Annotated in this window: 24 protein-coding genes; 11 read left to right on the top strand and 13 right to left on the bottom strand. The window is 73.1% G+C overall.

Annotated features, from left to right (window positions below):
• Positions 1 to 133: 133 nt before the first annotated feature.
• Positions 134 to 1,333, bottom strand: a complete 1,200-nt coding sequence (locus tag ACFY0K_RS02640) for a glycosyltransferase (protein WP_390638249.1) — start codon at positions 1,331 to 1,333, stop codon at positions 134 to 136.
• A 168-nt stretch (positions 1,334 to 1,501) separates the two neighbouring features.
• Positions 1,502 to 2,050, bottom strand: a complete 549-nt coding sequence (locus ACFY0K_RS02635) for an RNA polymerase sigma factor (RefSeq protein WP_390638248.1) — start codon at positions 2,048 to 2,050, stop codon at positions 1,502 to 1,504.
• 46 nt (positions 2,051 to 2,096) lie between these two features.
• On the opposite strand from ACFY0K_RS02635, the gene ACFY0K_RS02630 reads away from it, so the two are divergent.
• From ACFY0K_RS02630 to ACFY0K_RS02610, 5 genes are all read left to right on the top strand, one after another.
• Positions 2,097 to 3,503, top strand: a complete 1,407-nt coding sequence (locus ACFY0K_RS02630) for a serine/threonine-protein kinase (RefSeq protein ID WP_390638247.1) — start codon at positions 2,097 to 2,099, stop codon at positions 3,501 to 3,503.
• Positions 3,504 to 3,631: 128 nt separating this feature from the next.
• Complete coding sequence (locus ACFY0K_RS02625) at positions 3,632 to 4,333, top strand: DUF4232 domain-containing protein (RefSeq protein ID WP_390638246.1); 702 nt, start codon at positions 3,632 to 3,634, stop codon at positions 4,331 to 4,333.
• 191 nt (positions 4,334 to 4,524) lie between these two features.
• Positions 4,525 to 5,781 (top strand): hypothetical protein, encoded by a 1,257-nt coding sequence (locus tag ACFY0K_RS02620; protein WP_390638245.1) that lies wholly within the window; start codon positions 4,525 to 4,527, stop codon positions 5,779 to 5,781.
• A gap of 70 nt (positions 5,782 to 5,851) precedes the next feature.
• Positions 5,852 to 7,111 carry an arsenic transporter gene (locus ACFY0K_RS02615; protein WP_390638841.1) on the top strand — a complete coding sequence of 420 codons (1,260 nt, stop codon included), beginning with the start codon at positions 5,852 to 5,854 and terminating at the stop codon, positions 7,109 to 7,111.
• Between the two features lie 158 nt (positions 7,112 to 7,269).
• A complete protein-coding gene (locus ACFY0K_RS02610; protein ID WP_390638840.1) occupies positions 7,270 to 7,758 on the top strand; it encodes a universal stress protein in 489 nt (162 codons plus the stop codon).
• Positions 7,759 to 7,770: 12 nt separating this feature from the next.
• On the opposite strand, the gene ACFY0K_RS02605 is transcribed toward ACFY0K_RS02610, so the two are convergent.
• Together ACFY0K_RS02605 and ACFY0K_RS02600 are read right to left on the bottom strand one after the other, a co-directional pair.
• Positions 7,771 to 9,642, bottom strand: coding sequence for a ricin-type beta-trefoil lectin domain protein (locus ACFY0K_RS02605; RefSeq protein ID WP_390638244.1), 1,872 nt, complete (start codon positions 9,640 to 9,642; stop codon positions 7,771 to 7,773).
• 415 nt (positions 9,643 to 10,057) lie between these two features.
• Positions 10,058 to 10,954, bottom strand: a complete 897-nt coding sequence (locus ACFY0K_RS02600; protein WP_390638243.1) for a helix-turn-helix domain-containing protein — start codon at positions 10,952 to 10,954, stop codon at positions 10,058 to 10,060.
• 69 nt (positions 10,955 to 11,023) lie between these two features.
• Between ACFY0K_RS02600 and ACFY0K_RS02595 the strand changes: the two genes are divergently transcribed.
• Positions 11,024 to 11,806 (top strand): phytanoyl-CoA dioxygenase family protein, encoded by a 783-nt coding sequence (locus ACFY0K_RS02595; RefSeq protein WP_390638242.1) that lies wholly within the window; start codon positions 11,024 to 11,026, stop codon positions 11,804 to 11,806.
• Between the two features lie 22 nt (positions 11,807 to 11,828).
• Here the strand turns inward: ACFY0K_RS02595 and ACFY0K_RS02590 are convergent, their stop codons facing one another.
• The 3 genes from ACFY0K_RS02590 to ACFY0K_RS02580 all read right to left on the bottom strand — a co-directional run bounded on the left by ACFY0K_RS02590 (position 11,829) and on the right by ACFY0K_RS02580 (position 13,915).
• Entirely contained in the window at positions 11,829 to 12,797 is a 969-nt protein-coding gene (locus ACFY0K_RS02590; RefSeq protein WP_390638241.1) for an aldo/keto reductase, read from the bottom strand.
• A gap of 105 nt (positions 12,798 to 12,902) precedes the next feature.
• Positions 12,903 to 13,436 carry a flavoprotein gene (locus tag ACFY0K_RS02585; protein ID WP_390638240.1) on the bottom strand — a complete coding sequence of 178 codons (534 nt, stop codon included), beginning with the start codon at positions 13,434 to 13,436 and terminating at the stop codon, positions 12,903 to 12,905.
• A 20-nt stretch (positions 13,437 to 13,456) separates the two neighbouring features.
• A complete protein-coding gene (locus ACFY0K_RS02580; RefSeq protein WP_388599042.1) occupies positions 13,457 to 13,915 on the bottom strand; it encodes a DUF1348 family protein in 459 nt (152 codons plus the stop codon).
• Between the two features lie 91 nt (positions 13,916 to 14,006).
• On the opposite strand from ACFY0K_RS02580, the gene ACFY0K_RS02575 reads away from it, so the two are divergent.
• Complete coding sequence (locus ACFY0K_RS02575) at positions 14,007 to 14,558, top strand: TetR/AcrR family transcriptional regulator (protein ID WP_351955167.1); 552 nt, start codon at positions 14,007 to 14,009, stop codon at positions 14,556 to 14,558.
• Between the two features lie 2 nt (positions 14,559 to 14,560).
• Here the strand turns inward: ACFY0K_RS02575 and ACFY0K_RS02570 are convergent, their stop codons facing one another.
• The 3 genes from ACFY0K_RS02570 to ACFY0K_RS02560 all read right to left on the bottom strand — a co-directional run bounded on the left by ACFY0K_RS02570 (position 14,561) and on the right by ACFY0K_RS02560 (position 16,452).
• A complete protein-coding gene (locus ACFY0K_RS02570) occupies positions 14,561 to 14,887 on the bottom strand; it encodes a hypothetical protein (protein ID WP_390638239.1) in 327 nt (108 codons plus the stop codon).
• 110 nt (positions 14,888 to 14,997) lie between these two features.
• On the bottom strand, positions 14,998 to 15,198 hold the full coding sequence (locus ACFY0K_RS02565; protein ID WP_390638238.1) for a ferredoxin: 201 nt from the start codon (positions 15,196 to 15,198) through the stop codon (positions 14,998 to 15,000).
• A 12-nt stretch (positions 15,199 to 15,210) separates the two neighbouring features.
• Positions 15,211 to 16,452, bottom strand: a complete 1,242-nt coding sequence (locus tag ACFY0K_RS02560; RefSeq protein WP_388599036.1) for a cytochrome P450 — start codon at positions 16,450 to 16,452, stop codon at positions 15,211 to 15,213.
• Positions 16,453 to 16,745: 293 nt separating this feature from the next.
• Between ACFY0K_RS02560 and ACFY0K_RS02555 the strand changes: the two genes are divergently transcribed.
• Together ACFY0K_RS02555 and ACFY0K_RS02550 are read left to right on the top strand one after the other, a co-directional pair.
• On the top strand, positions 16,746 to 17,378 hold the full coding sequence (locus ACFY0K_RS02555; protein ID WP_390638237.1) for a LysE family transporter: 633 nt from the start codon (positions 16,746 to 16,748) through the stop codon (positions 17,376 to 17,378).
• A gap of 123 nt (positions 17,379 to 17,501) precedes the next feature.
• Entirely contained in the window at positions 17,502 to 17,942 is a 441-nt protein-coding gene (locus ACFY0K_RS02550) for a nitroreductase family deazaflavin-dependent oxidoreductase (protein ID WP_390638236.1), read from the top strand.
• Between the two features lie 164 nt (positions 17,943 to 18,106).
• Here ACFY0K_RS02550 and ACFY0K_RS02545 read toward each other — a convergent pair whose 3' ends face one another.
• The gene (locus ACFY0K_RS02545; RefSeq protein WP_390638235.1) at positions 18,107 to 19,201 is read right to left on the bottom strand and encodes a cation diffusion facilitator family transporter; all 1,095 of its coding nucleotides are present in this window, start codon (positions 19,199 to 19,201) and stop codon (positions 18,107 to 18,109) included.
• Here ACFY0K_RS02545 and ACFY0K_RS02540 point away from each other — a divergent pair.
• Both ACFY0K_RS02540 and ACFY0K_RS02535 read left to right on the top strand, forming a co-directional pair.
• On the top strand, positions 19,200 to 20,216 hold the full coding sequence (locus ACFY0K_RS02540) for a glutathione S-transferase family protein (RefSeq protein WP_390638234.1): 1,017 nt from the start codon (positions 19,200 to 19,202) through the stop codon (positions 20,214 to 20,216). The genes ACFY0K_RS02545 and ACFY0K_RS02540 overlap by 2 nt on opposite strands.
• A 16-nt stretch (positions 20,217 to 20,232) precedes the next feature.
• Positions 20,233 to 20,538 carry a DUF4235 domain-containing protein gene (locus ACFY0K_RS02535; protein WP_351955174.1) on the top strand — a complete coding sequence of 102 codons (306 nt, stop codon included), beginning with the start codon at positions 20,233 to 20,235 and terminating at the stop codon, positions 20,536 to 20,538.
• 6 nt (positions 20,539 to 20,544) lie between these two features.
• On the opposite strand, the gene ACFY0K_RS02530 is transcribed toward ACFY0K_RS02535, so the two are convergent.
• Positions 20,545 to 20,937: a VOC family protein gene (locus ACFY0K_RS02530; protein ID WP_390638233.1), complete on the bottom strand. Its 393-nt coding sequence runs from the start codon at positions 20,935 to 20,937 to the stop codon at positions 20,545 to 20,547.
• A gap of 53 nt (positions 20,938 to 20,990) precedes the next feature.
• Positions 20,991 to 21,719, bottom strand: coding sequence for a TetR/AcrR family transcriptional regulator (locus ACFY0K_RS02525; RefSeq protein WP_390638232.1), 729 nt, complete (start codon positions 21,717 to 21,719; stop codon positions 20,991 to 20,993).
• Positions 21,720 to 21,754 lie beyond the last annotated feature (35 nt).

Below are 21,754 nucleotides of genomic sequence, written 5' to 3'. Positions count from 1 at the left end.
CACCAGCACGGCGAGACCGCACCATCGGGCAACGCCCACGCTGGTCGCGCACGGCGGCTCCGTCACGGCCGGTCGCACCAGCACGGCGAGACCGCACCATCGGGCAACGCCCGCGGTGGTCGTGTGCGGCGGCTCAGGCGCCGTCGAGGAGCAGCCGCGCGGCCACGGTGGCTCCGTCGGTGCGCATCGTGCCGGCCACGGCGGCCGCACGGGCGCGGGTGTCGGGGGTGAGGGCGGTCGCGAGCGCGGCCGAGAGCGAGTCGACGGTCGGTACCGGGCCGTCGTGGGCCGCGCCGATACCGAGCGCGGCGACCCGGGCGGCCCAGAACGGCTGGTCCACGAACTGGGGGACGACCACCTGGGGCACCCCCGCCACGGCGGCCGTCGTCGTGGTGCCGGCGCCCCCGTGGTGGACGACGGCGGCGACCCGGCGGAACAGCGCCTGGTGGTTGATCTCGCCGACGGCGAAGCAGTCGGCGCCGTCGTCCGGGGCCAGGTCCGCCCAGCCGCGGCCGATCAGCACGCGCCGCCCCTGGGCGCGTACCGCCTCGACGGCCACCCGGGCGGCGTCCGGCGCGCCGCGCATGGCCATGCTGCCGAAGCCGACGTAGACCGGCGGTGCGCCGTCCGCCAGGAACGCCAGCAGGTCGGCCGGCAGCGCGCGGGTGTCCGGCAGCAGCCACGCGCCGGTCTGGACGAGACCGAGGTCCGTCATCTCCTGCCACGGGGCGAACCCCGGGTCGGCCGCCAGCCACGGCCGGTCGGTGAGGACGTGGTCGCGGACGTTGTCCACCGGGGGCAGGCCGAGGGCGGCCCGGTGGGTGTTGAGCGCCTCGCCGTACAGGGCGTTGACCCGTTCGGCGTCCACCTTCCACAGCGTCGGCAGGTCGGCGCCGGCCGGGGCCGGCCGACCCGGCCGGTGCGCCGGCGGGAACCGCGAGGACGGCAGTCCGGCGGTGTGGTAGCAGGCCAGCACGTAGCGGATGCCCAGGTTCTCGGCCACCGACCGCGCGCCGGCCGGCATCAGTCCGCTCGCCACCAGCACGTCGCAGCCCTCGGCCGCCGGGCCGACCGTGTCGAAGTGCGCGGCCACCAGCTCCGGCGCCAGCTTGAACGCGTCCTCCGGCGCCGGGTTCGGCCGGGTCACCAGCGAGCGCACCGACGGCCCGAACGGCACGTGCGGCACACCCGCACGGGCCAGCAGCTCCGCGAACTCCTCGTCCGGCGGTGCGCACACCCGGGCCTCGGCGCCGAGCTCGCGCAGCGCCACCGCGAGCCCCGCCAGCGGTTCGACGTCGCCGCGCGACCCATATCCCATCAACAGCACACGCATGTCGCGCATCCCCCAAATACCGCGGTTCCTGGCTTCGGCCTGCGATTCTGCGGGACGAGGGGGGCCTTGCCGCAAGCCCCCCAGTGCGCTATACGTTAAGAAGGGCAAGGAGAAGAACTCCTCGCCCTGTGTGTGTTCAGGGCCGCCGACGCGCGGCCCTTTCTGCTGTCACGGCGCGCTGAGCCAGGGCCGGACCTGCTTGCGGGCCTCGTGCAGCCGGGACTTCAGGGTGCCCAGCGGGATCCCGACCCGCTCGGCGACCTCGGCGTAGTCCAGCTGGCAGATGTCCCGGTAGACGAGCGGCGCCACCAGCTGCGGGTGCTCCCGCTCCAGGCGGTCCAGCGCCTCCAGCAGATCGATGCGGGACCCGGCGATCACACTTGTGGTCCGGGGGTCGACGTGCTCGGTCGGCTCGATGGCCGCCGGCTGCTCCGCCGCCCGCCGCTTCAGGTCCCGGTACTTCTGCCGGGAGCAGTTGGCGACGACCGTGTACAGCCAGGTGCTGAAGCGGCTGCGGCCCTCGAAGGTGGAGATCTTCCGGGAGATCTGCAGCAGCACGTCCTGGGCCGCCTCCTCGGCGTCCTCCCGGCACGGCAGGAACCGCCCGCAGCGCCGTACGACGTCCGGCCAGACCTCGGACAGCAGCTGGTTCAGAGCCACCTGGTCTCCGCCGGCGGCCCGCCGGGCGAGGTCTTCGGTCAGCGCGGCGTCCGGCACGGGAGGTCCCCCTCGAAGTCGATCTCAGGACAGGCATGATAGTCGTATGCAACCCCTGGAGCGGATCGGCCGCTATCGCCTCGAACAGCGCCTGGGCACCGGTGCCTTCGGGACGGTCTGGCTCGCCCACGACGACCAGCTGGACGCCCCGGTCGCGGTGAAGGTGCTCGCCGACAACTGGTCCCACCGCCTCGACATCCACGACCGCTTCCTGTCCGAGGCACGGCTGCTGCGACGGGCCGACTCGAAGCGCGTGGTGCAGGTCTACGACATCGGCGAACTCCCGGACGGGCGGCCGTACTTCGTCATGGAGTACGCCGACGCGGGCACCCTCGCCGACCTGCTCGGCGGCGGCCCGCTCCCGATCCCCGACGCGCTGCGGCTGACCGCGCTGGCGGCGCGCGGCGCGCAGGACCTGCACGGGGCGGGGATCGTGCACCGGGACATCAAGCCGACCAACGTGCTGCTGCGCACCGCGCAGGACGGCACCCGGCGGGTGCTCCTTGCCGACCTGGGGCTGGCCAAGAGCCTGGCGCAGGCGTCGGGGCTGACCCTGGCCGCCGGTTCGGCGGGGTACCAGCCGCCGGAGCAGGCCGAGCCCGGCGAGGGCATCGACGCCCGCGCCGACGTCTACGCGCTGGGCGCCGTCGGCTACGAGCTGGTCACTGGGACGGTGCCGGCGGCGCCCGGGCGGGTGATCCGGCCGGAGCGGCTGCGGCCCGACGTCGGCGAGGACGTGCAGCGGGCGCTGCTGCGGGCCCTGGAGCCGGACCGGGAGCGGCGCTGGCCGTCCGCGCAGGCCTTCGCCGACGAGCTGGACCGGCTGGCGGCGGCCACGGCGGGCCGCAGGGCGCGCCGTCCCCGGCGTCTGGACGGTGTCCGCAGGCGGCTCAACGCGGTCACGCTGACCGTCGCCGCGGTCCTCGCGGCCGGGGGCACCGCCCTCGCGGTCACGCTGGTCGACCGGAACGGGTCGGCGGGCGACGAGACGCGGGTCGCCGACTCCACCGGGCGGGTGGTGGCCCAGGTGCCGTCCGGGTGGGCGGGCGAGCTGCGGAACTCCGGCTGGAACCCGCAGGCCCTGGGGCTGGCCTCCGGGCACGAGCCGGGTCTGGAGGTCGCGGACGACGTGTCGGCGTGGCAGGACCTGACGACCGCGGTGAACGGCGTCTTCATCGGCGTGAGCGAGAAGGGGGACGTCACAGCAAAGGTGGACGCCCTCTCCCACTCCGGCTGCCACTACGACGGCAGCCGCGCCTTCACCGGCACCGACTGGAAGGGCAGTGTCCGCAGCTGGAGCGGCTGTTCCGGCGCGGGCGGATCGATCCAGGAGGCGGCCCTGCGCCCGGCCGGCGGCGGGAGCCGGCCGCAGGTGTACGTGCAGGTGCGGCAGAAGGGCGCCGTCGACAGGACCGTCACGGACGGCATACTCCGGTCCCTTCGGGTCACCTGAGTCGGGGAATCCCGGCGTGCCCCCGAACTTTTCCGCCGTTTCTCGCATCGGATGGGAGTGACGGCGCACGGAGCGCCTCGGGCACGCCTCGCGGGCGTGCCACGACACATCCAGGAGTGGTGAGACACATGGCGCACACGTCCCAGTCCTTGCGGCGCGGGGCGGCCCTGCTCGCGAGCACGGCCGCCGCCCTGGGCCTGCTGACCGCCTGCGGCAACGGCGGTCAGGGCAAGTCCCCCGAGTCGGTGTCGGGCACGGCCGCGCCCGCGACCGGCAACGCGTCGGGCACGGACAGCTCGGGTACCTCCCCCGTCCCGTCCGGCAGCGGATCCTCCTCGGCGTCACAGGGCGGCGGCTCGTCGACGGGCGGCAGCTCGACCGGCGGCACCACGACGAGCAGCGCCGCCGCGACGCGCTGCCACACCTCGGAGCTGTCCGCCTCGGTGGGCGGCAACAACCCGGGGGCCGGCCAGGAGAACTTCCCGGTCGTGCTCACCAACAAGTCGGGCCGCACCTGCACCGTGCGCGGCTACCCGGGCGCCGCCTTCGTGAACTCTTCCGGCACCCAGCTCGGCCCCGACCCGCAGCGCGAGTCCGGCACCACCGCCACGACGGTCACCCTCAAGCCCGGTCAGAGCGCCTGGGCGGGGCTGACCTTCTCCAACCCGGAGATCAGCGGCGCCAAGACGGCGACCCCGGCCGCGCTCCTGGTCACCCCGCCGGACGAGAAGGACTCGTTGAAGGTCACCTGGAAGAACGGCGCGGTCCCGGTCTCCGGGAACGCCTCCTCGGTGCGCCTGGGCGTCTTCAGCGCCGGTACCGGCGCCTGACCACCCCCTGACCGGACCCCGCTGCCCACTCCCCCGGGCAGCGGGGTTCGTCATGTCCGCGCCACGACTGTCACAGGCGTGCAACACGCACAGCCGGCTCCGATCTTTTTCGCCCGACCGCCCATCGAACCCGTCGACCACACAGCGACGGGGCTCCGCGAGGGGCCGGGACGACGGAATCGGGGACGGACATGAGCGGCATCTCTCGCAGGCGGGTGCTGACGGCGGGCGCGACGGCGGGGGCGCTCGGCGCCCTCTCCGCGTGCTCGAACGGCAGCTGGACGCTGGGCGGCAGCAGTTCGGGCGACGGCGTCAAGGACGGCGGCGCCGGCGGCGGCGCGCCGGCCAAGCCGCTCAAGCTCATCGGCGACGGCTCCACCGCCGACACCGGCGCGCAGCCGCACCAGCCGAAGGCGACCCGGATGGCGCCCGGCACCAAGCCGCCGCAGTTCGTGGTGTTCTCCTGGGACGGCGCGGGCGAGCTCAGCAACAGGCTGTTCTCCCGCTTCCGCAAGGTGGCCGCGGACCACGGCGCGAAGATGACGTTCTTCCTCTCCGGCATCTACACCCTGCCCGAGTCCAAGAAGGACCTCTACCGTCCCCCGCAGCACCCGGTCGGCGCCTCGGCGATCGGCTACCTCTCCGACCGGCACATCCACAACACGCTCCAGCAGGTGCGCGCGGCCTGGCTGGAGGGCCACGAGATCGGCACCCACTTCAACGGGCACTTCTGCGGCTCCGACGGCGTGCGCAACTGGTCCCCCGCCGAGTGGCGCAGCGAGATCGACCAGGCCATGGACTTCGTCACCAAGTGGAAGACGAACACCGGCTTCACCGACCTGGAGCCGCTGCCCTTCGACTACGGCAAGGAGCTGATCGGCGGCCGTACCCCGTGCCTGGAGGGCCAGGCCAACCTGCTGCCCACCGCGGCCGCGCTCGGCTGGAAGTACGACGCCTCCTCCCCCGGCGGCCTGCAGATCTGGCCGGGCAAGGTGCAGGGCAACCGCATCTGGGACTTCCCGCTGCAGTCCATACCGTTTCCCGGGCACTCCTTCCAGGTCCTGTCGATGGACTACAACATGATGTACAACCAGTCGGCCGGAAATCCGCTGGGCGACAAGACCCAGTACGACGCCTGGCGCACCCAGGCCCGCGACAGCTACGTGGCGGGCTTCGAGCGGGCCTACAGCACCAACCGGGCGCCGTTCTTCATCGGCAACCACTTCGAGCGCTGGAACGGCGGCATCTACATGGACGCCGTCGAGGAGGCCATCGGCAAGATGGCCCAGTACGACGACGTGCGCTTCGTGTCCTTCAAGCAGCTCGTGGCGTGGCTGGAGGCGCAGGACCCGGCGGTGCTGCGGACGCTGCGCACGCTGAATCCGGGGCAGGAGCCGACCGGCGGCTGGGGCGAGTTCCTGGGCGCGGCGGGTACCCCGTCCGCGTAAACGGGGTCCGTCCACCTTCATCTGCTTTCATGGGCGGGCCGCACTTGATCACGCCTCCGAGGAACGCGCCCTGAACACCCCGCTCGCCGAGACCCTGTCCGTCCTGCTGCTCGCCGCCGTGCTGGCCTGGGCCGTGATCCGGCCGCGAGGCTGGCCTGAGGCGGTGCTCGCCGTGCCGGCGGCGGGCATCGTCGTCGCCACCGGGGCGATCTCCCTCGACCACGCGCGGGCGGAGGCCGAGCAGCTGGGGCCGGTCGTCGGGTTCCTCGCCGCGGTCCTGGTGCTGGCCCACTTCTGCGACGTGGAGGGTCTGTTCCAGGCCTGCGGGGCGTGGATGGCCCGCTGGTCGGGCGGGCGGCCGGTGCGGCTGCTGACCGCGGTGTTCGCACTGGCCTCGGTGATCACCGCCGTACTGAGCCTGGACGCGACGGTGGTGCTGCTGACGCCCGTGGTGTTCGCGACGGCGGCCCGGTCCGGGGTGCGGGCGAAACCGCACGTCTACGCCTGTACGCACCTGTCGAACACCGCCTCGCTGCTGCTGCCCGTGTCCAATCTGACGAACCTGCTGGCGTTCGCGGCGAGCGGGCTGAGCTTCACCCGGTTCGCGGCGCTGATGGTGCTGCCCTGGCTGGTGGCGATCGGCGCCGAGTACGTGGTGTTCCGGCGGTTCTTCGCCCGTGACCTGTCCTCGGCGGCCCCGGGCGCCCAGGACGCCGGCGAGCCGCCCCGGCTGCCGGTGTTCGCGCTGGTGACGGTGGCCTGCACGCTCGCCGGGTTCGTGCTCACCTCGGCGGTCGGCATCGACCCGGCGTGGGCGGCGTGCGCGGGTGCGCTGGTGCTGGCCGGGCGGGCACTGGTACGGCGGAAGGCGACCCCGCTGACGGTGGTGAAGGCGGCCGCGCCCGCGTTCCTGGCGTTCGTGCTGGCGCTCGGGATCGTGGTGCGGGCGGTCGTCGACAACGGGCTGGCGGACGCGCTCGGCCATGTGCTGCCGGGCGGGACCGGGCTGCCGGCGCTGCTCGGCGTCGCGGCGCTGGCGGCCGTCCTCGCGAACATCGTCAACAACCTGCCGGCGGTGCTGGTGCTGCTGCCGCTGGCCGCGCCGGCCGGTCCTGGCGCGGTGCTGGCGGTGCTGCTCGGGGTGAACATCGGCCCGAACCTCACCTACGCCGGTTCCCTGGCGACACTGCTGTGGCGCAGGATCGTGCACCAGCACGACCACGGCGTGGACCTGGGCGAGTTCACCCGCCTGGGCCTGCTCGCCGTGCCGACCGCACTGTGCGGGGCGGTGGTGGCACTGTGGGGGGCGCTCCAGATGGTCGGGGTCTGAGCCCCGAAGGGGCGCTGGGGGTATCCCCGGCCGAAGGCTGGGGGAGGAACTGCGCGACCAGCCACGACGGCGCCGCAGCCACCCACGGCAGATCGCGGCACTTGGTGCGAAGCACGTAGTCGGGAATCCAGTTGGCATCTAGCTGGGAGGCGATGGACATGCGGGTGATCGTCTGGCTGGTCGAGGGCACCTGGCCCGCCTGTGTCGACGCGGCGCGCGGCTACGCGCCGGACGCGTCCGAGGTGGTGCTGCTGCACGTGGCCGAGCCAGGGGTGGCCGGGCTCGCGCACGGCGCCTTCGCGGGGCTGCTGGGCCGGGCCGGCTCGGAACCGGACCCTCAGGGGCGTCTGGTGGAGCTCGGCGGCACGTCTGCGGCGGAGTTGCTGGCCGCGGCCGAGGCCCGGCTGGGGCGGCCGTGCACCCGGCTGGAGCGGGTCGGCCGGGCCGAGCGGGAGGTGGTGGCGGCCGCCGAGGAGGCCGGTCTGCTGGTCCTGGCCCGGGACGGCGACCGGTCCCGGCTCGGGCCGCACAGCCTGGGCAAGGCGGCGCGGTTCGTGGTCGACCACGCGCCCTGCCCGGTGCTGCTGGTGTGGCCGGAGGGGGCGCCGGACCTGACGACGATCCCGCCCTCGCCGCCGCACCCCTGAGCCCTCGCGGGCTCAGTGCCCGTGGCGGCCCCCGCCACCGCCCCCGTAGCCACCGCCGTAACCGCCGCCGTAACCGCCGCCGCCGTACTGGCCGCCCCCGGAGCCGTAGCAGTAGCCCGGGTACTCGGCGCACGGGTCGTAGCCGGCGGTGCTCGACGGCGTCGGCTGCGCGGTCGTCCTGGACGCCGACGGGGTGGGTGTCGGCGTGGCGGGCCTCGCGGCCTTGGTGGTCGGGGCGGCGGACGCGGTCGGGGCCTGGGTCGGCGTCGGTGTGGTGTCGGCGTCCCAGTTGACGATCTGCATCTGCAGGTCGGGCTGGGAGGTGTCCATCACCCACCGCTGGGCATTGGCGTTCGTCCGGTTCTTGACCACCAGGGCACCACCGCCGTCGGTGGCGGCCGGGGCGAGCGCCAGGTCCTGGTCCCAGCGGGGCACCAGCGCGCCCTGGAGGGTGAAGTCGTAGTGGACGCTCTTCGCCTTGGTCCCGGCCGCCGCGGTGCACGGGGCGAGCTGGACGGAGTAGCCGAGGTGCGAGTCCAGGCACAGCTCGGGGGCGGCCGCGTTGCGCAGCAGTCCGTCGCCGTCGTACGTCCACTGCTGGCTGGCCACCGAGGAGCACTCGGCGAGTTCGGTCTCGGCGCCCTTGACGGCTTTCTTGCCGACCACGCCGATGCACAGGCCGGAGGCGATGTTGTGCAGGCGGCCGCGCAGGGTGCCCTGAGTGGTCCGGCTGGTGCCGATCCAGGACGGTCCTGAGGTCGCGGAGCCGGCCGGTGTGGCGGAGGGCTTGGCGGTGGCCGAGGTGGAGTCGTCGCCGGAGCCGAGCACCGACCACAGCACGAGGGGCAGCACGACCAGACCGCTCACGGTGCCCACGGCCACGGCGAGGTTGCGGCGGCGGATCCGGCGGGCGGCCCGCTGCTGGGCGCGGCGGGAGGCGGCCGGGTGCACGACCAGGTCCTTGCCCGGGGCGGGGGGCGGCGCGAAGGCCTCGCCGCCCGCGAACCCGCCCGCGAACCCGTCGGCGGGTGCGGCCGGGGTTTCGGCGGGCTGTTCGGCCGCTCCGGCCCGGGACTCCATGTAGGCGCGGGCGCCCCAGCCGAGCACGGCCTCGGCGAGGGCGATACCGAGCCCGCCGTTGAACTGGTGGAGCTGGTCGGCGGTGTACCGGCAGTGCTTGCAGCCGTTCAGGTGCTGCTGGAGGTCGCGGTCGACGTCGATCCCACCGCGCCGGAAGGTCACGTCGATCATCCGGACGTAGCGCTGGCACTCGTCCTCGTGGGCGAGTTCGCGGTGCACCTGGAGGCACTCCTCGCGCATCCGCTCGCGGGCCCGGCCCAGTTCGACGTGCGCGTCCTGCTCGTCCAGGCCCAGCAGTGCGGCCGGTGAGGCCAGGGGCTCCGACTCGACCTCGGTGTGCCACAGCACGGTCCGCGAGGACGGGGTGAGCCGCTGGAAGGCGCGGGAGAGCAGCCGCCGGTTCGCGGGCGGGAGCAGCCGGGAGGCGGCCCGCTCGCCCTTGCCGGCGCGCAGCCGGGGGTGGAGCAGTTCGCCGCGGCCGTCGTTGTCCCATTCGGCGGCGATTCGCCGGACGGTGACGAGGAGCTGGGGGCGCCAGGCGGCGGTCGGGCCTGCTTGGCGGAGTGATTCACCGAAGAGCCGGGTGAATGCGGCGGTGGTGAGCATTCCCGCGCCGCGCGTCCCGTCGGCGCACAGACGGGCGTAGGCGAAGGCCGCTTCCCAGTGCCGGTCGAGCAGTTCACCGACGGGATGCAGGGCGGGTGCCGTGCCCGTCCACTGCTTGAGCTCGGCGCTGAGCTGCTCGTCGGTGACGTCGAACGGCCGGGCGGGGGTAGGGGAATTCCCCAGGCCTGCGTCATTCACGGCTGCATTCCTTCCAGACGCAACGCGGGATTCGGCCCATACCGCATGGTATGCGACCGGTATGCGGCCCCGCCGACGCCAAGGCCGGATGGGCTTGTTGGGGGGTTCGGCGCACGGAGAGCGGCCTCGCACACACGGCGGTCGAAAACAATTGTCCGCATGCCGACACGCCACACCTTTGCACAGGCCAGCACGGCAGAACAAGGGATCTCGGGGTTTTGCGCATCGCCCCGAGGCTGCCCTAATTTGACGATTCGTCAAGGACAGAGTCCGCGCTTTGTCGCCGTATCGACATCGCAATTGGCGCGGGGATAAAGGGCCGACCGCCCCGGTATCGACACCAACCATTGAACCACGCCCCGACCTGCACAGGCCGCCGGGCGGCCCGGCACCCGGAAACCAATAACCGGGCGCATTACAGACGTTCACCGGAGCGGTAGGCGCCGGGCGGGACACCGTATCGTTCTCGGAAAACCCGGTTGAAGTGGAACGGGCTGGGAAATCCGGACGCGGCGGCGACCCGCTCGACGGTCAGGTCGCTGCTCTCCAGCAGCCGGGCGGCGTGCCGCAGCCGCGCCTCGCGCAGTGCGCGCATCGGCGGCACGCCGGTCCGGGCGGTGAAGAGGTGGGCGAACCGGGACGGCGACAGTGCGACACGCGCGGCGAGCGAGCGGACCGTGTGCGGGGCGGCCGGGTCGGCGGCGATCAGTTCCTCGGCGCGGCGCACCCGTTCGTCCCCGGCGTCTCCGCCGGGCGCCGCCGGGTGCGCGCCGGCGGTCGCGAGCAGCACGACCTCCTCCAGCGCGCACAGGGCGAGTTCGCGGGCCGCGCTGCCGTGCGCGACGGCGACGGGGTCGTCGCCGGCTGCCGGGGCGGGCGGCGCGCCGGTGCCGGTCCAGCGGGAGTCGGCGAGCACGCGGTGGAAGGCCGCCTCGATCCGGGCGCGGGTGCCGTCCGGGGTGCCGACGGCGTACACGCCGTCACCGAGGGCACGGGGGGTTAGCCACGGGATCCAGTGGGGGCGGACCTGGCAGTGCGTCCACCAGAACCGCCAGCGGCGTGCGCCGGGTCCGACCGCATAGCTGTGCTGCACGCCGGGGGCGAGGACGACGAGGTCGCCGGTGCGCGCAGTGGTCACCACGGTTCCCTGCCGGAGCAGGCCGCTGCCGTCCGTCGTCCAGGTGAGCAGCCAACTGCTCGCTCCCGCAGGGCGGTTGATCCGGTAGCCGGGCCCTTCGTCGTATCGGCCGGTGACGACCATCCCCGGCGGAGGGGCCGGGACGGCAGTGCCGGGCAGCTCCGCAGCGCTCATGGGCATCCTCTCCGCGGTGGCGTCGCCCTAGCGTGACAGGTCCAGGGCACCGGACCGAGGAGGGCGGGCATGACAGCCACGGGCATCGACACCACCGTCGCGCGGCAGTTCGAGGAGGACGGGTTCACCGTCGTACGGGGGTTGTTCGGGTACGACGAGATCGATCGGCTGTGCGCGGAGTTCGCGGCGCTGCACGCGGCGGGGCGGGTCGTACCAGGCCACTTCGAGCCGCGGCCGGCGGGGGATCCGCTGCAACGGTGTCCGCGGGTGATGCAGCCGCACGAGATCAGTGCGCTCGCGCGGCGGTTCCTGCTGGACGCGCGGCTGCGGGTGGTCCTCGAGGCGCTGTTCGGGGAGGAGGTGCTGGCCGCGCAGAGCATGTTCTACTTCAAGCCGCCGGGAGCACGGGGGCAGGCGCTGCATCAGGACAACTTCTATCTGCGGGTTGAGCCGGGGACGTGCGTCGCCGCGTGGGTCGCCTGTGAGGCGATCGACCGGGAGAACGGCGGCCTCGAGGTGGTGCCGGGGACGCACCGGATGGACCTGTTCTGCCCCGAGGAGTCGGATGCGGAGCTGTCGTTCGCGCGGGAGTACGTGGCACCGCCGCAGGGGCTCGCGACGGTGCCGGTCGACATGGGGCCGGGGGACGTGCTGTTCTTCAACGGGAGCCTGGTGCACGGGTCGCAGCCCAATCGCTCCGCCGGCCGGTACCGGCGGTCGTTCATCGGGCACTACGTGGGGCGGTCGGCGGAGCGGATCGGTGCGTACTACCGGACGTTGTCCATGAGTGGGGAGCCGGTACCGCTGCTCAAGAGCGACGGGGGCGGGCCGTGCGGGACCGAGCGGTTGTGATTCGGGTGCGGTGAGGCGCGTTTCAGTGGCCGGAGATCGGGTGGGGGCCGTAGGGCTGCTGGAGCTCCTCCAACTCCTTGTCGCTGAGCTTCAGTTCGACGGCCGCCACCGCATCTTCGATGTGGTTCGGCTTCGAGGCGCCGATGATCGGGGCCGTCACCGTGTTCTGGTGGAGGAGCCAGGACAGGGCCACCTGGGCGCGCGGGACGCCCCGGTCGTCGGCGATGCGGGTGACCGCCTCGACGATCGCGCGGTCGCCCTCCTGGTAGAGGCGGCTGCCGAAGTTGTCGTTCGCGCTGCGCTCGGTGACCGTCCCCCAGTCGCGGGTGAGGCGGCCCCGGGCCAGCGGGCTCCACGGCAGTACGCCCACGCCCTGGTCGGCGCAGAGCGGCAGCATCTCGCGTTCCTCCTCGCGGTAGAGGAGGTTGTAGTGGTTCTGCATGGACACGAACTTTGTCCAGCCGTGCCGCTCGGCCGTGTACTGGGCCTTGGAGAACTCCCAGGCGTACATCGAACTGGCCCCGATGTAGCGCGCCTTGCCGGCCTTGACGACGTCGTGCAGCGCCTCCATCGTCTCCTCGATCGGCGTGGCGTGATCGTAGCGGTGGATCTGGTAGAGGTCGACGTAGTCGGTACCGAGGCGGCCGAGGCTGTGGTCGATCTCGGTGAGGATCGCCTTGCGGGAGAGGCCACCGCCGTTGGGGCCGGGACGCATCCGGCCGTGCACCTTGGTGGCGAGGACGATCTCGTCGCGCTGGGCGAAGTCGCGCAGCGCCTTGCCGACGATCTCCTCGCTGGTGCCGTCGGAGTAGACGTTGGCGGTGTCGAAGAAGTTGATGCCAGCCTCCAGCGCCTGCCGGATCAGCGGGCGGGCCGCCGCCTCGCCGAGGGTCCACTCGTGGGTGCCGCGGTCGGGCAGGCCGTAGGTCATGCAGCCGAGGCAGATCCGGGACACGTCCAAACCGGTGTGGCCGAGCTTCACGTACTCCATCGTTGTCTCCCACCGTCGAGATCACGTCGTACAGAGGCGAGCGTACGTCGGACGGCCCTCCGGGCTCCTGTCGTGGCGGTGGTTATCGGACGCCGGGGGCCGCCGTCAGGTCCGGTCCAGCAGGTCCAGCGCGCGTTCCCAGGCGAACTCGGGGCGGCCGCCGTCGGCGTCGGCCTCGCCGGCGTAGGGGTCGCCGAAGCGGACGCCGAGCGCGCGCAGCCGGGCCAGGCTCTCCTGGTAGGCGGGGTGGGCGGCGAGCGCGCCGGCGACGCAGGGCAGGACCGCGATCGGCACGTCCAGGCCCAGGGCCTCGCACAGGGTGCCCACGGCGAGGGTGTCGGCGAGCCCGGCGGCCCACTTGTTGACGGTGTTGAAGGTGGCGGGCGCGACGACCACGGCGTCCGGCGCGGGGAAGGGCCGCGGATCGGAGGGACGGCGCCAGGCCGACCGGATCGGGCGGCCGGTGCGCGCCTGCGCCTCCGCGGTGTCGAAGAAGCCGTTCACGGCCACGGGGGTGGCGATGACCCCGACCTCCCAGCCGCGTTCCTGGGCCGCGGTGATGAGCCTGCCGACGCCCGCGGCGACACCGGCGGCGCAGACGACCAGGTAGAGGAAGGGCTTGCGGGGCTCGTCGGTCATCCGGGAACCCTATGCGGGGGCTACCGGAGCGGGAAGGACAGGCCCCGCTCGGACTCCGGGCGCGGACCGTGGATCCGGCGCTCGTGCTCCTCGATCGGCACGTCGTTGATGCTGGCCTCGCGCCGGGTCATGAGCCCGTGCCCGTCGAACTCCCACAGCTCGTTCCCGTACGAGCGCCACCACCGGCCGTCCGCGTCGTGGCACTCGTACTGGAAGCGGACCGCGATGCGGTCGCCGTCGAAGGCCCACAGGTCCTTGCGGAGCGCGTAGTCGAGTTCCCGGGCCCATTTCGCGGTGAGGAACTCGACGATCGCGGCCCGGCCGGTGACGAAGGTGTCGCGGTTGCGCCAGACCGACTCCTCGGAGTAGGCGAGGGCGACCCGCTCGGGGTCGCGGGTGTTCCAGGCGTCCTCGGCGGCCTGGACCTTCTGGACGGCGGTCTCCCGGGTGAAGGGCGGCAGCGGCGGGCGGTCGGCCATGGTCTCCTCCTCGACGACGAAGTGAGAACGTGCGTTCTCCGAGTCGCTGCTACCGTAGGAGAACGCACGTTCTCACGTCAAGGAGGAACCCATGGACAGCGCGGTCGCGCGTGAGCAGGCGCTGGACGCCGCCGAGCGGCTGTTCTACGGGCGTGGGGTGCAGTCCGTCGGCATGGACGACATACGCGGCGCCTCCGGCGTCTCCCTCAAACGGCTCTACCAGCTCTTCCCCGCGAAGGAGCAGCTGGTGGAGGCCTATCTGGAGCGGCGGGACGTGCGTTGGCGGCAGCGGCTCGCCGAGCACGTCCGGCGGCACGAGGAGCCCCGGGAGCGGCTGCTCGCGGTCTTCGACTGGCTGGAGGGGTGGTTCGGGGAGGCGGACTTCCGGGGGTGCGCCTGGATCAACGCCTACGGCGAGCTCGGTGCCACCTCCGCGCGCGTGGTGGCCCAGGTGCGCGGCCACAAGCGGGCGTTCCGGGACTACCTGGCGGAGCTGGTGGCCGACGCCGGGCTGGACGCCGCGCTCACCGGGCCGCTGTTCCTGCTCGCCGAGGGGGCGATGGTCACCGCGGGCGTCACCGGGAGCGCGGAGCCCGCGGCGGAGGCCCGCGCGGCGGCCCGGGTACTGCTGCGCGCGGGGTGAGGTCAGTCCGCGGCGGCGAGCCGGGCAAGGGCGGCGCGGGCCTCGGCGAGGGAGGGGGCGGCCGCTTCCTCCTGGCCGGCCAGGAAGGGCGGCACGTCGACGCGGGTCAGCTCGGCGGCCGCCGGATGGAGGTGCTCGGGCCGGACACCGAGCCGGGCCGTCCAGGCCCTCAGGTAGGGCAGCTGGAAATCCAGGCGCCCGGCCCATGTCCGGCCCGCAGGCGCCGCCGCGCGCCAGGACGGCCACCACCCGGGTGCCGGCCAGCACCTCTCCCCCGTGTCCGGGTGCGCGAAGGCGCCGGGGACGCCCCGCGCGGACGGCTGCTCCACGTCCTGCGGGTCACCGTGCAGGGCGACCGGGTGGCGGCGTACGAGGTGGTCGCCGACCCGGTGCGGCTGCGCGGGCTGGAGCCGGCGGTGCTCGACGTGCCGACGGCTGCCTAACCCGTCGGTTCCTTGACGGTGATGGCGCCCACCGGGCAGGCCCGGGCAGCCTCCTTGACGAGCGGGTCGCCGCCCCCGTCCTCCTTGCCGGGGAGCAGGGCGCTGAAGCCGTCGTCGTCCTGGGTGAACACGTTCGGGGCGGTCAGGGCGCACTGCCCCGCGCCGATGCAGACGTCTCTGTCGATCTCGATGTGCATGGCAGGAGCCTCTTACCAGGTCACGGGGAGTTCCAGCATCCCCTGGATCGTGTCGCCGGGTTTGAAGGGGATCTCCTCCGGCGGTGCGGCGAGCCGCAGGTCCGGGAGCCGCTCCCACAGGGTGCGCAGGGCGATCTCCAGCTCGGTCCGGGCCAGGTTCTGGCCCAGGCACTGGTGGATGCCGAAGCCGAAGGCCACGTGGTGGCGGGCCGGGCGGTGCCAGTCGAGGGTGTCGGGGTCGTCGTACACGGCCTCGTCGCGGTTGATGACCGAGGTCGCGAAGAGCACGCCGTCACCCTTGCGGATGGTGGTGCCGTCCATCTGGATGTCCTCCAGGGCGACGCGCAGCAGCCCGTCGGCGATGGACAGCATCCGCATCAGTTCCTCGACGGCGGCGGGCACCAGGGCGGGGTCGGCGCGCAGTTCGGCGAGCCGCTCGGGCTGCTGGAGCAGGGTGAAGGTGCCGAGCGAGATCATGTTGGCGGTGGTCTCGTGCCCGGCGACCAGCAGGATGAGGGCCAGCGCGACGACCTCGGCGCGGTCCAGGGCGCCCTCGCGCAGCCGCTCGTGCACGAGGTCGTCGAGGACCCCGTCGCCGGGTGCCTCGTCCCGGCTCTTGCGGTCGGCCAGATCACCCAGATAGGCCTCCAGCTGATCGCGCGCGTCCAGGGAGTCGGCGGGCGCCGGACCGCGCAGCAGCCGCCGGGACTGCGCCTCGAAGAACTCGTGATCGGCGTAGGGCACACCGAGCAGGTCGCAGATGACCATGGACGGCACGGGCAGCGCGAAGGAGCTCACGAGGTCGGCGGGCGGTCCCGCGGCCATCATCCTGTCGAGCAGCTCGTCGACGATCCGCTGGATGGCGGGCCGCATCCCGGTCGCGCGTTTGAGGGTGAAGTCCGGGATCAGCATCCGGCGCTGGATCTGGTGCTCGGGGTCGTCGAGGCCGAGCAGTGCGACCTGGCGGCGCTCCCTGGCGGCCGCGAACCGGGCGTTCGGCATCGGGAAGTCCTCCCGCCGGCGGTCGCTGGAGAGCCGGGGGTCGGCGAGCAGCGCCCGGGCCGCGCCGAGGCCGGTGACCGCCCAGACGGTGCGGCCGTCGTAGAGGGTGACGCGGGACAGCGGGGCGCCGTCGCGCAGCGGGTCGTATCCGGTGGGCGGGTGGTAGGGGCACGTGCGGTCCTGCGGCCAGGCCACGGGGTCGGCCTGGCCGGCGGGAGAAGTGGGTTCCGTCAGGTCCGTCAGTTCTTTCATGGAAGACCTCGCAGACGAGTGTCGTACGTCGTGCCGATCTTCATTAGATGCTCGGGGCACCTATGTGGCGACCGGAAGTTCGGCCAGATCGCCGCATCTGATGATCTGGCCGAACCTCGTTCGGTCGGGGGACGATTCCGCGCCGAAATTCGCTTGCCGGTGCGGCGACGCGGGCCCCAGGATCTGCGCATGAACTCTCCTGACGCCATCGTGCCGCTGACCACCGCGACCTTCGGTCGGGTGCGGGTCCAGCAGCAGCCGGGGCGTCCCCGGAGGCCCGAGCCCGCACGCGCGTGACGGCCGCGCTCGTCGCCGGCCTGCTCGCCGGGTACGGGATCGCCGTCCCGGTCGGCGCGGTCGGCACGTATCTAGTGTCCCTCACGGCTCGCACGTCACTGCGGACCGGCGCCTGCGCCGCGCTCGGCGTGGCCAGCGCCGACGGCCTGTACGCCCTGCTGGCGACCGTCGGCGGTGCCGCCCTCGCGGCGGCGCTGGTGCCGGTGCTCGGACCGCTGCGGCTGGTGTCGGCACTGGTGCTGGTGGGGCTCGCCGTGCGCGGTGCGGCGGTGGCGCTGCGCCAGTACCGGGAGCGGCGGCCGGCGACCCGGGCCGAGCGGCCGGTACCCGGCCCCGGACGGGCGTATCTCGGCCTCCTCGGGATCACGCTGCTCAACCCCACGACGGTGATCTACTTCGCCGCCCTGGTGGTCGGCACGCGTTCCGCCGAGGCGGTACGGCCGCTGGAGCAGGGGGGCTTCGTCCTCGCGGCCTTCGCCGCGTCCGCGAGCTGGCAGCTCCTGCTGGCGGGCGGCGGGGCGCTCCTCGGCCGCGGCCTGACCGGCCACCGGGGGCGCCTGGTCACCGCGTTGCTGTCGAGCTGCGTGATGCTGGGGCTGGCGGCCCGGATGGTGCTGTCGCCGGGCTGACGTCCGGCGTACGCGACGCGGCGGCGCGATCCGGTCACGGGAGCGGTGTCGTATGGATGATCCGGGGCACTTCGCGTGTTGAATCATGCTGTCAGTCTTGGAACCGACGAGGGGACGGACCTCATGCCTCTTGAGGGCGAGTACGAGCCCAGCCCGGCCGCCTGGGTGCGCGAGCAGGTCGAGTTGTACGAGAACTCGGGCGGGAAAGAGGGCAACACCCTGATGGACACCGGGTTGCCCGTCATCCTGCTCACCACCCTGGGGGCGAAGAGCGGGAAGATCCGCAAGACGCCGCTGATGCGGGTGGAGCACGACGGGAAGTACGCCATCGTCGCCTCGCAGGGCGGCGCGCCCAAGCACCCGGTGTGGTACTTCAACGTCAAGTCCCACCCGGCCGTCGAGCTTCAGGACGGGCCGGTCAAGCAGGACATGACCGCCCGCGAGGTCACCGGCGCGGAGAAGGCCGAGTGGTGGGACCGCGCGGTCGCGGCCTATCCGCCGTACGCCGACTACCAGAAGAAGACCAGCCGGGAGATCCCGGTGTTCGTGCTGGAACCGAAGTAGCCGGAACCGCGGTAACCGGATTCGGAGCAGCCGGACCGGGGCGGCCGGAACCGCCGCACGGGGAACTGGCGGTTCCGGGAATTCATTCCGGCCGGGGACCGACGGAATTTAGAAAAATCTGTTTCCGGCAGGCATGAACCGGCTTCGGGCCGGGCAGCCGAATATCAGGCCCCGCCGCGTTCCCCCGTCGCGGCGGGGCTTTCATGTGCCTCCTGCGCGGAGCGGTCCGTCACGTCCAGGAAGACCTGGTCGGCCTCGTGGAACGTCTCGGCGAGCGCCCCCTTGATGCGCACCAGGACCTCCTCCACCTCCTCGCTGTCGAGGCCGGGCACCAGGTCGACGCGAGCCGCGACCAGGGTCGACTCGAGGCCCATCTGCATCGTGAAGAGCGCCTCCACGCTGTCGATCTCGGGCTCCGCCTCCAGCTGCTCCCGGATCCGGTCGCTGAGCTCCGGATCCGCGGCCTCCCCGATCAGCTGGTCGCGGGCGTCGGCGCCCAGCCGGTAGGCGACGAACACCAGCAGGACGCCGATCGCCAGTGAGGCCGACGCCTCCCAGGCCACCTGGCCGGTCACCATGTGCAGCACCATGCCGACGATCGCGAGGCAGACGCCGAGCACGGCGGTGCCGTCCTCGGCGATCACCGTGCGCAGCGCCGGATCCCGCAGCCCCCGCGCCTCCCCGCGGGCCTGGTGCAGCGCCCGGAACAGGGACGCGCTCTCGGCGAGCAGGGCGACGCCCAGCACGATCAGGCCGGCCACATAGCCGCTGAGCTTTTCGTCCGCGCCGTCGCGCAGTGCCTCGATCCCCTGGAAGAAGGAGAAGCAGCCGCCCATGACGAAGATCCCGACGGCCGCGAGCAGGGCCCAGAAGAAGCGCTCCTTGCCGTAGCCGAACGGGTGCCGGGCGTCGGGCGGGCGTCGGCTGCGGCTCAGGGCGGCCAGCAGGAACACCTCGTTCAGGCTGTCGGCGACGGAGTGCGCGGCCTCGGACAGCAGGGCCGGCGAGCCCGCGACGACTCCGCCGACGGCCTTGGCGGCCGCGATGACCAGGTTGGCGGCGAGTGCCACGAACACGGTCACGCGGGTCCGGCGGTCGGCATGCGGCTGTTCCGATTGGTTCTGCGACGGTGTCCTGCTCACGACCGCCGACTGCCCCGACGCGCGCTGATCACTCCGTGCGAGAGGCGGAAATGGGGGAACGCATCCCTCAGGGCCGCCGTTCGACCGTGGGCGGCCCCCCGGGCTAGGAGGACGCATGAGCGGCGGCGACGGCAACAGCGCGCTGGGGCACAGGGCATTCAAACGGTCCCCCAGTCACTTCGCGGACCGGATCACCGCGGACGGACGCGACGGCTGGCCGGTGGCGGCCGGACGCTACCGGCTGGTGGTCAGCCGTGCGTGCCCGTGGGCGAGCCGGGCGGTGATCTCCCGGCGGCTGCTCGGCCTGGAGGACGCCCTGTCGCTCGCCGTCACCGACCCGCTCCAGGACGACCGCAGCTGGCGTTTCACCCTCGACCCCGGCGGCCGTGATCCGGTGCTCGGCATCCGGTACCTCAGCGAGGCGTACGACCGCCGGGAGACCGGCTACCCCGGCGGGGTGAGCGTGCCGGCGGTGGTGGACGTGCCGAGCGGGAAGCTGGTCACCAACGACTACCAGCAACTCACCCTCGACCTGGCCACCGAGTGGACGGCGCTGCACCGGGACGGGGCACCGGACCTGTACCCGGCACGGCACCGGGACGAGATCGACGCGGTGGCGGCGGAGGTGTACGAGGACGTCAACAACGGGGTCTACCGGGCCGGGTTCGCGCACGAGCAGCAGACGTACGAGGAGGCGTGCGCCGGCGTGTTCCGGCGGCTGGAGCTGCTCGCCGAGCGGCTGGCCGGGCAGCGCTACCTGGTCGGGGACACGATCACGGAGGCCGACATCCGGCTGTTCACCACGCTGGTGCGGTTCGACGCCGTCTACCACGGCCACTTCAAGTGCAACCGCTACAAGCTCGCGGAGAGCCCGGTGCTGTGGGCGTACGCCAGGGACCTCTACCAGACGCCGGGATTCGGTGACACCGTCGACTTCGACCACATCAAGCGGCACTACTACCAGGTCCACACCGGAATCAACCCGACCCGTGTCGTGCCCCTCGGTCCGGATCTCGCCGGGTGGCTGACGCCCCATCACCGGGAGGAGCTCGGCGGCCGGCCCTTCGGGGACGGGACGCCGCCCGGCCCGGTGCGGGCGGCCGAGGAGGTCGCGGCCGCCGGGCGGCCCTGAGAACGCGGAGGCAGGCATGGCCAAGAGCAGGAAGAAGCTGAAGCTCCCCCTCGTGTACGCACCCGTCGGTTTCGTGCTGAGCTGGGCCGGCGGGGCGCTGGGTGCGCTGGCCTTCCGCCGCACCTGGAAGGCGCTGCGCGGCGAGGACGACGCGCCGGACGCCCTGGACCGGGACCGCGGCTGGGGCGAGGTGCTGCTGGCCGCGGCGGTCCAGGGCGCGGTCTTCGCGGTGGTGCGCAGCGCCGTGGACCGTACGGGCGCGACGGCCATAGAGCGTTCCACCGGGGTGTGGCCGACGGCGGGCCAGGGTGGCCGGGACTGAGCGGTCTCAGCCCTGCTTGGGCGCCGAGGACGGCACCAGGCGCAGCGTGAAGGAGTGTCCGGCCGGGTCGGCGTACCCGCGTTCCTCGTACGGCCCGGCCGGGTCCTTCGTCTCGATGGGGCGTCCGCCCAGGGCGACCACCCGGCGCTCTGCCTCGTCGAGGTCCTCGACCAGGAAGTCGAGATGGGCCTGGAGCGAGTTCTCGGGCCGCGGCCAGCTGGGCGGGGTCGCGTTGACGTCGCGCCGGAAGGCGATCCGGAAGCCGTCGGCGGTCCGGATCCCGACCAGGTTGGCCGAGGCCTCGCCGTCCTCGCCGTCCAGGAACTCCCGGTAGAACTGGGCGAGTTTCTCGGGTTCTGCGCAGTCGAGCACCACGACGGCCGCGGTCACCAGTGCCATGTTTCCTCCCTCGGCAGGTTCTCCCGGCACACGTCTGTCCCCGATCGGCCGGTTCAGTCGCCCACCGGCCGCGTCCCGGCACCCTGTTGGGCGAGCCGGGCCTCGGCCGCCGTCAGCAGCAGGTCGAGGGCGGCCGGATAGGAGCTGCCCCGCATCGAGGCGACGAGATGGCGTGCGGTGGCCGCGATGTGCGGGTGACTGGTGGCGGGCAGCCGGGCGTAGGTCGCCCGCCACACGTCCGCCTCGGCGTCCCGGGCGGCCCTGGGCAGGGCGGTGTTGGCGGAGTCGAGGGCGCCGTACGCGAGGGCCTGGTCGACGAAGGCGTGGTAGACGCGGACCGCCTCGGCGTCCGGGAATCCGGCGCCGCGGAGGACGCCGAGGATGGTCTCGACGGCCTGGATCTCGTTCGTCCGTCCCGTCACCCGGTGGGCGCTGAGCACCGCGGCCCGCGGGTGGGCGAGGGCGCCGGCGTGCATCCGCAGGCCGAGGTCGCGCAGGTCGGCGCGCCAGTCCCCGGTGGGCCGCCAGGCGCGCAGGGTACGGCCGATCAGCTCGTCGGCGACGGCGAGCATCAGGTCGTCGGTGTGCCGGAAGTAGCGGTAGAGGGAGCTGGGGTCGGCGCCCAGGGCACGCCCGAGGCGGCGCACCGACAGGGCGTCGGCGCCGTGCTCCTCGATCAGCCGCATCGCGGTCTCGACGATCAGCTCCTCGGAGAGGACCACGCCCTGTTTGGTGGGGCGCCGGCGCTGCCGGGCGGCGGCCGGGACGACACGTTCGCTCAACGGACCTCCTCCGACGGACCTCCTCATGACGTGCG

The organism is Streptomyces sp. NPDC001507 (assembly GCF_042894765.1).
GTDB lineage: Bacteria > Actinomycetota > Actinomycetes > Streptomycetales > Streptomycetaceae > Streptomyces.
This window is presented reverse-complemented; position numbering and strand designations above follow the sequence as displayed.

Coding starts and splice junctions, on each gene's coding strand:
- ACFY0K_RS02640 (WP_390638249.1), bottom strand. CDS start 1,333: ATGCGTGTGCTGTTGATGGGATATGGGTCGCGCGGCGACGTCGAACCG.
- ACFY0K_RS02630 (WP_390638247.1), top strand. CDS start 2,097: ATGCAACCCCTGGAGCGGATCGGCCGCTATCGCCTCGAACAGCGCCTG.
- ACFY0K_RS02625 (WP_390638246.1), top strand. CDS start 3,632: ATGGCGCACACGTCCCAGTCCTTGCGGCGCGGGGCGGCCCTGCTCGCG.
- ACFY0K_RS02620 (WP_390638245.1), top strand. CDS start 4,525: ATGAGCGGCATCTCTCGCAGGCGGGTGCTGACGGCGGGCGCGACGGCG.
- ACFY0K_RS02610 (WP_390638840.1), top strand. CDS start 7,270: ATGCGGGTGATCGTCTGGCTGGTCGAGGGCACCTGGCCCGCCTGTGTC.
- ACFY0K_RS02600 (WP_390638243.1), bottom strand. CDS start 10,954: ATGAGCGCTGCGGAGCTGCCCGGCACTGCCGTCCCGGCCCCTCCGCCG.
- ACFY0K_RS02595 (WP_390638242.1), top strand. CDS start 11,024: ATGACAGCCACGGGCATCGACACCACCGTCGCGCGGCAGTTCGAGGAG.
- ACFY0K_RS02590 (WP_390638241.1), bottom strand. CDS start 12,797: ATGGAGTACGTGAAGCTCGGCCACACCGGTTTGGACGTGTCCCGGATC.
- ACFY0K_RS02585 (WP_390638240.1), bottom strand. CDS start 13,436: ATGACCGACGAGCCCCGCAAGCCCTTCCTCTACCTGGTCGTCTGCGCC.
- ACFY0K_RS02580 (WP_388599042.1), bottom strand. CDS start 13,915: ATGGCCGACCGCCCGCCGCTGCCGCCCTTCACCCGGGAGACCGCCGTC.
- ACFY0K_RS02575 (WP_351955167.1), top strand. CDS start 14,007: ATGGACAGCGCGGTCGCGCGTGAGCAGGCGCTGGACGCCGCCGAGCGG.
- ACFY0K_RS02565 (WP_390638238.1), bottom strand. CDS start 15,198: ATGCACATCGAGATCGACAGAGACGTCTGCATCGGCGCGGGGCAGTGC.
- ACFY0K_RS02560 (WP_388599036.1), bottom strand. CDS start 16,452: ATGAAAGAACTGACGGACCTGACGGAACCCACTTCTCCCGCCGGCCAG.
- ACFY0K_RS02550 (WP_390638236.1), top strand. CDS start 17,502: ATGCCTCTTGAGGGCGAGTACGAGCCCAGCCCGGCCGCCTGGGTGCGC.
- ACFY0K_RS02540 (WP_390638234.1), top strand. CDS start 19,200: ATGAGCGGCGGCGACGGCAACAGCGCGCTGGGGCACAGGGCATTCAAA.
- ACFY0K_RS02545 (WP_390638235.1), bottom strand. CDS start 19,201: ATGCGTCCTCCTAGCCCGGGGGGCCGCCCACGGTCGAACGGCGGCCCT.
- ACFY0K_RS02535 (WP_351955174.1), top strand. CDS start 20,233: ATGGCCAAGAGCAGGAAGAAGCTGAAGCTCCCCCTCGTGTACGCACCC.
- ACFY0K_RS02530 (WP_390638233.1), bottom strand. CDS start 20,937: ATGGCACTGGTGACCGCGGCCGTCGTGGTGCTCGACTGCGCAGAACCC.